8 protein-coding genes and 2 pseudogenes are annotated in these 6,708 nt (G+C 68.7%); 4 read left to right on the forward strand and 6 right to left on the reverse strand.

The features are described from left to right. Positions 1-416 precede the first annotated feature (416 nt). Entirely contained in the window at positions 417-605 is a 189-nt protein-coding gene (locus tag ACFYY6_RS38095; RefSeq protein ID WP_351636067.1) for a hypothetical protein, read from the forward strand. A 208-nt stretch (positions 606-813) separates the two neighbouring features. Further along, the gene (locus tag ACFYY6_RS38100; RefSeq protein ID WP_327245871.1) at positions 814-1,038 is read left to right on the forward strand and encodes a cold shock domain-containing protein; all 225 of its coding nucleotides are present in this window, start codon (positions 814-816) and stop codon (positions 1,036-1,038) included. A 139-nt stretch (positions 1,039-1,177) separates the two neighbouring features. On the opposite strand, the pseudogene ACFYY6_RS38105 reads toward ACFYY6_RS38100, so the two are convergent. The 3 genes and pseudogenes from ACFYY6_RS38105 to ACFYY6_RS38115 form a co-directional block, all read right to left on the reverse strand. Then, positions 1,178-1,410 (reverse strand): annotated as a pseudogene (locus tag ACFYY6_RS38105) (DNA mismatch repair protein MutT); the annotation flags it as partial. Continuing rightward, positions 1,364-2,098 carry an IS3 family transposase gene (locus ACFYY6_RS38110; protein WP_389197734.1) on the reverse strand — a complete coding sequence of 245 codons (735 nt, stop codon included), beginning with the start codon at positions 2,096-2,098 and terminating at the stop codon, positions 1,364-1,366. The gene ACFYY6_RS38110 and the pseudogene ACFYY6_RS38105, both read right to left, overlap by 47 nt. Next, entirely contained in the window at positions 2,095-2,403 is a 309-nt protein-coding gene (locus ACFYY6_RS38115; RefSeq protein ID WP_389197736.1) for a transposase, read from the reverse strand. Before ACFYY6_RS38115 ends, ACFYY6_RS38110 begins: the two co-directional genes overlap by 4 nt. Positions 2,404-2,501: 98 nt before the next feature. Here ACFYY6_RS38115 and ACFYY6_RS38120 point away from each other — a divergent pair, with 98 nt between their 5' ends. Then, positions 2,502-2,837 (forward strand): hypothetical protein, encoded by a 336-nt coding sequence (locus ACFYY6_RS38120; protein ID WP_389197738.1) that lies wholly within the window; start codon positions 2,502-2,504, stop codon positions 2,835-2,837. Positions 2,838-3,510: 673 nt separating this feature from the next. Here ACFYY6_RS38120 and ACFYY6_RS38125 read toward each other — a convergent pair. From ACFYY6_RS38125 to ACFYY6_RS38135, 3 genes are all read right to left on the reverse strand, one after another. Beyond that, complete coding sequence (locus ACFYY6_RS38125) at positions 3,511-3,690, reverse strand: hypothetical protein (protein WP_389197740.1); 180 nt, start codon at positions 3,688-3,690, stop codon at positions 3,511-3,513. A 106-nt stretch (positions 3,691-3,796) separates the two neighbouring features. Beyond that, positions 3,797-4,045, reverse strand: a complete 249-nt coding sequence (locus ACFYY6_RS38130) for a hypothetical protein (protein ID WP_389197742.1) — start codon at positions 4,043-4,045, stop codon at positions 3,797-3,799. 319 nt (positions 4,046-4,364) lie between these two features. After that, a complete protein-coding gene (locus tag ACFYY6_RS38135; protein WP_389197744.1) occupies positions 4,365-5,621 on the reverse strand; it encodes a cytochrome P450 in 1,257 nt (418 codons plus the stop codon). A 693-nt stretch (positions 5,622-6,314) separates the two neighbouring features. Here ACFYY6_RS38135 and ACFYY6_RS38140 point away from each other — a divergent pair. Continuing rightward, positions 6,315-6,527: pseudogene (locus ACFYY6_RS38140) on the forward strand (hypothetical protein); the annotation flags it as partial. Between the last annotated feature and the right edge of the window lie 181 nt (positions 6,528-6,708).

Genomic DNA, 6,708 nt, shown 5'->3' on the forward strand with positions numbered 1-6,708 from the left:
GTCCGCGTACTGGACGTACGCGGGTGATGCGACAACACCGCGAGGTGCCGTGCCGGGCATCGCGAGCCGGTGAACCTTCCCGGTCACAGCACTAGACCCGTCGGGCCGTCAGAACGGCGCTGACGGAGCCATGGAGGTCAAGCTCGGGACATGGTTCGACAACGTCCGCAAACGCGCCGACAAGCTCACCGAGCAGCGCCGGGCGGACCTCGACGCGCTCGGGATGCGCTGGTAAAGCGAGCAGGGATGTGGTTAGGGCCCGGTCGATGACCGGGCCCTAACCCCGCCAACACAGTTGGAGAGCGTGCTGGCCGGCTGCCGCATATTGCCTCGCCGGGACGTCCCCAGCCTCCGTATGGTCTCTGCCGAGGATGAGGTTGAACGACGGCACGAGCTGTACGGGGAGTAGAGGGACGATGAGCAGGAGACGCTACGTCGCCAGGGGAGTGACGGGTGGCTACCGAATCTGGGACAACCGCGGCCGCCGATGGTGGGGCGATCTCTACGAGTTGTGCCCTGACGATCTCCTGGCCGAGCTCAATGGACAGGCGGACCAAGCGCGGATCACCGCGCTGATGAAGCGCTACCGAGCGCAGAAGCGATAGGCAGCGCCGAGTACTGGAAGACGACGGCGCGCACCACAAGCGCACCAGATCGAGCGGGGAACAGCGGCGGTAAAAGCAACCAAGCTCGAGGACACCGCTCACCGACCGTTCGCCCAGGTCAGCACCCGAACCGGCCGCACATGATCGCAGCTTCCCAAGCTGAGAACCAGGCACGTGCCGGCGCAGACAGACTCGTAGGATTCCCCTCATGGTGACTGCGACTGTCCGCGAGTGGAACGACGAGGAAGGGTGGGGAGTGCTCGACTCCCCCGAGACGCCCGGTGGCTGCTTCGGCCACTACTCCGACATCCAGGCGACCGGCTTCCGCACACTGTCGCCCGGGCAGCAGGTGGACCTCACGTGGGAAGCCCCCGGCTTCAAGCAGGACGGCTACGACTACCGTGCGGTAAGCATCGTGCCCCAGCCCGCCTGACATCCACACCTGACATCAACGTCGGCGAACGCTGCCACACCGAAGCGGCCACGGCCGGACCAACGACGAGCCGTTCAACGCCGTTTCCGCACCCTGCACCGCACGGTGATCGAACTCCTAAAGCGTGTCAGGGGTGCGATCAGCCGAGATAGGGCCGCTTACGGTGTTCCAGGAAATGACGGATCCGGAGCTGCTGAGTGTGGTGCATCGGCAGTTGATCAATCTCTTCCGGCCGGACGAACGCAGCTCCGTTGACTCGTCCGAGATCGCGAGTCGGCCGCCGACCACGCGGGCGGTGAAGCAGACGTTGAACTGTCTGCGCGCCTCACCGTCCGAGTAGGCAATGATGTGGCGAGGGTCGGTACCCGTCCCGCCCCGGCGACCAGCTCCTGATCACACTGGAGGCCAGCGGCACCGCCCCGGGCTCGACGGAGCTGTACGAGGTCGTCGACGGCGGCGGGAACGGCATGGGGCTGCGCCTGGTCGAGGTCTCGCCCGAGGGGGCCTCGGGAGGGTGGTACGCCGGTCCGCCCGAGCTGTACGGGGCCGACCCGGTCGAGACGCCATGGATGGAGGCCGGCCCCGACCGGCTCACCATCAACCGCGACGGCGTCGTCGTCCACCAGGGCCGCCACGCCCTTCCCCGCCCCCACACCGCCGAACCCCAACTCACGCCCGGCGCGTTCGCACTGTCCCTGATCAGGAGGTCCGGCACCTTCGCCGCGGCGGGGTCCGGGATGGTGGTGCGATGCTTCCTGCGCAGGCGGAGGCCGGCCAGCCCGGTCGCCTGCATGATGCGGGCGACCCGCTTGTGGTTCACGCGCTCGCCGTCCTCGCGGAGTTCAGCGGTGATCCCGGGGACGCCGTAGGTGCCGTCCGAGGCCTGGTGGATCACGCGTATCCGAGCGGCGAGCTGGGCGTCGGCAGCCTGGCGGGCTGCCCGCAGCGGTGCGCTCCGGCGCCAGTGGTAGAAGCTCGAGCGGGCGATGCCCAGGATGCGGCACAACCGCTTCACGCCGTAACGGCGCTGGTGGTCCTCAACGAACTGGCAGCGGTTCACCAGCCCGTCTCCGAGGCGAAATAGCGGGCCGCCTTGCGCAGGATCTCCCGTTCCTTCTTCAGCTCGGCGTTCTCCCGCCTCAAGATGGCGACCTCGGCCTCCAGGGCCGACGGTGCCACCGGAACCGTCGGCGGCTTGGCCGCCCGACGGCCGCGCGGACGACCGGCTCCGGCCGCCCGGATCCAGTTGCGCAGCGTCTCCGGGTTCACCCCCAGGTCGGCGGCGATCTGCTTGATCGTCGCCTCGGGCCGCGACTCGTACAGAGCGACCGCGTCCGCCTTGAACTCCGGCGGATAGCGCTTCATGACCACGACACGTCCATCTCTCAGATCCTCAAGATCCACTATCTCGAGTGTCCAAGATCAGGGGTGAAGGCCCCGGGCCCGGATGGAACGGTGGCTGCGTGACTTCGGTGACGAGGTCCGGCCGGGTGCAGCAGCACGCCCCGGCCGGACCCACCGCGGTCGCGATCACGTCGGTCGTCGCCGAGGATCTGGATCCCCGCCCGCGGGACCATGCCGGAACCGAACGGCTCGTCCGCATCGGGACCCTGTACCTGCGGTACCTGCGCGACGGCCACCAGGTCGAGGGCGCACGGGAGATGGCCCCGACTCTCGCACTGTGGGCGGGCTCGGAGCTGGCCGCGCTCATACTCAACGACCCCGAGCGGATCAGCTCGTGCCTGAACGCCCGCGATCACACGGCGCCGGAGCAGCAGGCCGGAACGGGCGCGCCGTAGGACCACACGGCGACGATATTCCTGCCAGGACGGTACGGGGCTTCTCGACGGCTTGCAGGCACTCACCCTCCTCGGGGTCGGTGGCGCGCTGCTGGTCACCGGCGGACTCGTCCTCGGCGCCAGCAAGCGCCGACGCCGCACCAACTGACCCGCACCCCTGAAGGGTTGAGACGGAACTGACCACAGGGCCGGCTCGGCCCGCACGTACCAGCGCCCGCCGCGCTCACGGAACCGACCGTGAGCCCGGCGGGCGCCACGTGACGGACTTCGGCTGCGCATGCGACACAGGCCCGGCCTTCCGATCCGTCGGAGGGCCGGGCCCGTGCCGTGTGCCGCCCCGCTCGGCTGGTCTTCCCTGAAGTCGCCTCCCCCGGTGATCCCGGAGCAGCAGAATCAGGGCGTCGGCGCAGCCGCGGTACGGGAGGGCAAGGGCTTATGGGGATGCAGGACGTGTGGGTGCGGGCTCAGAGCATCGTCTCCGGCAGGAGGACGGCGCCGCGCCGGCTGACGGGCTGCTGTCCGCCATAGCCAGGACTGCAGCTGTCCGGGGCGGCCACCTCCTGGTCCTTCACGGCACCGGCCTGCCGTGGTGACGTTCGGCCATGGACGGCACCGGTGAAGGACCCGCCCCCTGATCCGGCACCGGGGCGGGCCTGACGGGCCCGCTGCCAGGTCAGAGAGATGTTCCGCTCGCCGTTCCCCAGCCGTCGAAGAAGTCGGCCAGGGCGCGGCGTTGTTCTTCTTCGCGGGCGATCTGGTGGGCGAGTACGGCGTGGTCGATGTACGGGGCGACGGCGGCGAGGACCAGGCGCTGGAGTTCGGCTGGTTCCAGGGCCTCAAGTTCCCACTGCACGGGGTGGGCGGGGCCGAGCCCGTAGCGGTCGGCGAAGGTCGGCCATCTCGGGTCGCCGTGCTTGCCCTCGGCGAGGGCAGTTCGTACTCGATGGTCTGCTCGCGGGTCAGGAGCACCGGCGGACCTCGTCCCAGCAGTCTGCGGTGCGCCGGACCCAGCCCCGTTCGATATCCGCGCCGCTCGCGTCGAAATCACCGCACCAGAGCAGCGTGGCGCGGCCGTGCCGGGTGGTGCGGCGGCGTACGACTTCGGCGTAGGACTGGGAGGCGAAGCCGCGGACGACCAAGACCGGGATGCCGTACTCGGCCAGCCAGGAAGTGAGGAGCTGCCGGAGGGTGTCCTTCTCCGCGGCCACGGCCAGCCGCCAAGCCCCGGGCCGTTCCCGAACCGCACGGGGCCGTGGACGCTCCCGCAGCAGAAACGCCAGCCATCTCCGGTACGTGGGCGAGGAAGGCTGGCCGGGACCGTGCATGTCGCTACCGTCACACAGCCGCCCCCGGCTCTCCGAGACCACCCGCCGCCGTACTGCCCACTTCCCCACGGCCGCAGCAGTTCCGACACACCCCGGGCTTCATTTCCCGTGAACAAACACGGGCCGCTCAACCGCTCGCTGCTGCCGCAACCGATGAACAAACGCTGCTGCTGAAAGTGAACGAAGCCATTGGGGTGGTGGTTCATGGGCGGGCCTGGTTCAGGTGGGTGGGGAGGGTTTGGACGGAGTTGGAGATCAGGGATGGCACGGGCACGAGGGATTCGGGGTTGGTGGCGAGTGAGAGTCCGGGGTACGCGCTGAACAGGGCTTCGAGAGCGATCGCGGCTTCCATGCGTGCCAGGGGTGCGCCAAGGCAGACGTGGGGGCCACCGCCGAAGGCCAGGTGCCGGGACTGGGTTCGGGTGAGGTCGAACCGGTCGGCGTCCTGGCCGTGCTGGGCGGTGTCGCGGCCGGCCGCGCTGTAGGGGGCGAGGATGGCGTCGCCAGCGGGTATGGTCACGCCGCCTATGTCCAGGTCCTCGCGTGGGTAGCGGGCGAGGAAGTTTCCGATGGGGGCGTCCCAGCGCAGAGTTTCCTCGACGACGACGGGCCAGACGGAGGGGGCGGAGCTCAGCGCGAGATCGAGTTGGCCGGGGTGGGTGAGCAGGGCGCGCAGCGCGTTGGTGATGAGGCTGAGGGTGGTTTCGTGACCGGCGGCGACCATCAGCCAGAGGGTGCCGGTCAGCTCTGCGTCGCTGAGGATGCCGGGGTTGTCCCTCTGGGCGGCGATCAGGGCGCTGGTGAGGTCGTCGCCCGGTGTACGGCGCTTGTGTGCGACGACCTTGTCGAGGAGTTCGTAGATGAGGTGTTGTGTCGAGAGGACTTCTTCAGGCTCTGCGGTGGAGTCGAAGATGGACCGGACCAGACGCCGCAGCTGGGGCCGGAACGGGCCGGGGACTCCAATGATGTCGCAGATGACGTTCATCGGTAGCGGGTAGGCCAGGTGCTCACGCAGGTCGACCGAGCCGTCCGGGCCGGTGCGCTCGGGCAACGCCTGGACGAGGCCGCGGGCGAGTTCCGTCACTTGCGGGCGCATGGCCCGGACACGTTCGGGGGTGAGGACCTGGGTGACGACGCGGCGCAGGCGGCGATGGTCGTCGCCGTCAGCCGTCACCATGTTGGTGATTTTGACCATGCCGGTCAGCGGCCAGTCCTCGGGAATCCGGTTGGTGCGGATGTCCGTCCACCGGTGCCAGTCCTTGCTGACCCGCGGATCAGTCACCAATTCCGTGACGAGCTGGTGCGTGGTGACGGCCCAGGCTTCCACGTCGCCGGGCAGGATCACCTTCACGACCGGGCCGAGCTCTCGCAGCCGTGCGGCTTCGCCCTGGTGGTCGGCGCCGGTCGGGTCCAGGCGCAGGACCGGGACATGCTGGGCAGTACGTTGTTGTGCCGTCATGAGCTACCTCCGGTACACGGTGCGAGAGCGGGCGGGCCGGGCTATCGAACGGACGGGTCCAGGGCGGTGTCGCTGGTCGGCGTGAACGTCACGGGCAGGGATTGGAAACCGGTCGATGCGTCCGAGCGGCCTGAGCGTGGTGGCAAGCATGTCTTTGTAGCGCCCGGCGGTCTCGGCGTAGTTGGTGCAGGTGGTCCGTCTCGCCTCTCGTAGGGCCCGGAGGGTCTCGGTCCTGGTCTGGTGGCGGGCTGTACTGCGGCTGAGGGGGGCTGCGGTGGCACCCGTCGCCGCTGTACCGAGGGCTCCGACCGTGGCGCCGAGCACGGCGGCGAGTCCTGTGTCCATCGCGCCACTGTGGCGGCCGCCGTCCGGGCAGCGCGAGACGGAGATCAGCCATCCGCATCCGGACAGCTTCGCGGCACGCCTGGTGGTGGTCGGTGCCGGAAGCCGGCCGGGACGCCAGTCGCCTTTCGTGGGCTGACGCGAGGGTGACGGGATGCACTCACCTCTGCGGGTTCAAGGAGTGGTTTACGGCTAAAGGTGAGGTTGTCTGCGGCATCCCGTCGCTCGGAACGTGACTGTCAGAGTTCGCGGTGTGCCGGAAATCGAGCTGTCCCGAGAACTCGTCGGCCGACTGAAGCCGGGCATGCTGGTCCTGGCTGACCGAGGCCTTTACGGATTCCGCCTGCGGCAATACGCGTCCGCGAGTTCGATGACGACAAGGGGAAGCGCCTGCTGCGGATCATCCGTAAAGGCAGCGGGTCGGTGGTGACCTGGCGGAGGGCGCAAATGATGTGGCTATCCGCGCACAGCATACCTGTGGCGGAGATCGCCGAAGTTACATTCACCAGCGCAGGCCGGGTCCGGGAGGTGATCCACCACTTCAACGCCGACTGCTTCGAGGCAGCCTCGGCCCATCGGAGATCCGCATCGCGATCGAGCTTGACAACTTCTCTCCGCACCTGACCACGAAGAAGGACTCCGGCATCGGTGACTAGTGCCGCGGCAGGCAACGTTTGCCCGTCAAGGAGCGCGTCCGGTACGTGCTCTCGGTGTGCCGGCCGGAAGCCCTCGTACTGGATGTACT

The organism is Streptomyces sp. NPDC001750, from assembly GCF_042892615.1.
Taxonomy (GTDB): domain Bacteria; phylum Actinomycetota; class Actinomycetes; order Streptomycetales; family Streptomycetaceae; genus Streptomyces.

Bases quoted from the DNA above. Each gene is read 5' to 3' on its own strand.
- ACFYY6_RS38135 (WP_389197744.1), bottom strand. From the start codon at position 5,621: ATGACGGCACAACAACGTACTGCCCAGCATGTCCCGGTCCTGCGCCTG.
- ACFYY6_RS38095 (WP_351636067.1), top strand. From the start codon at position 417: ATGAGCAGGAGACGCTACGTCGCCAGGGGAGTGACGGGTGGCTACCGA.
- ACFYY6_RS38100 (WP_327245871.1), top strand. From the start codon at position 814: ATGGTGACTGCGACTGTCCGCGAGTGGAACGACGAGGAAGGGTGGGGA.
- ACFYY6_RS38115 (WP_389197736.1), bottom strand. From the start codon at position 2,403: ATGAAGCGCTATCCGCCGGAGTTCAAGGCGGACGCGGTCGCTCTGTAC.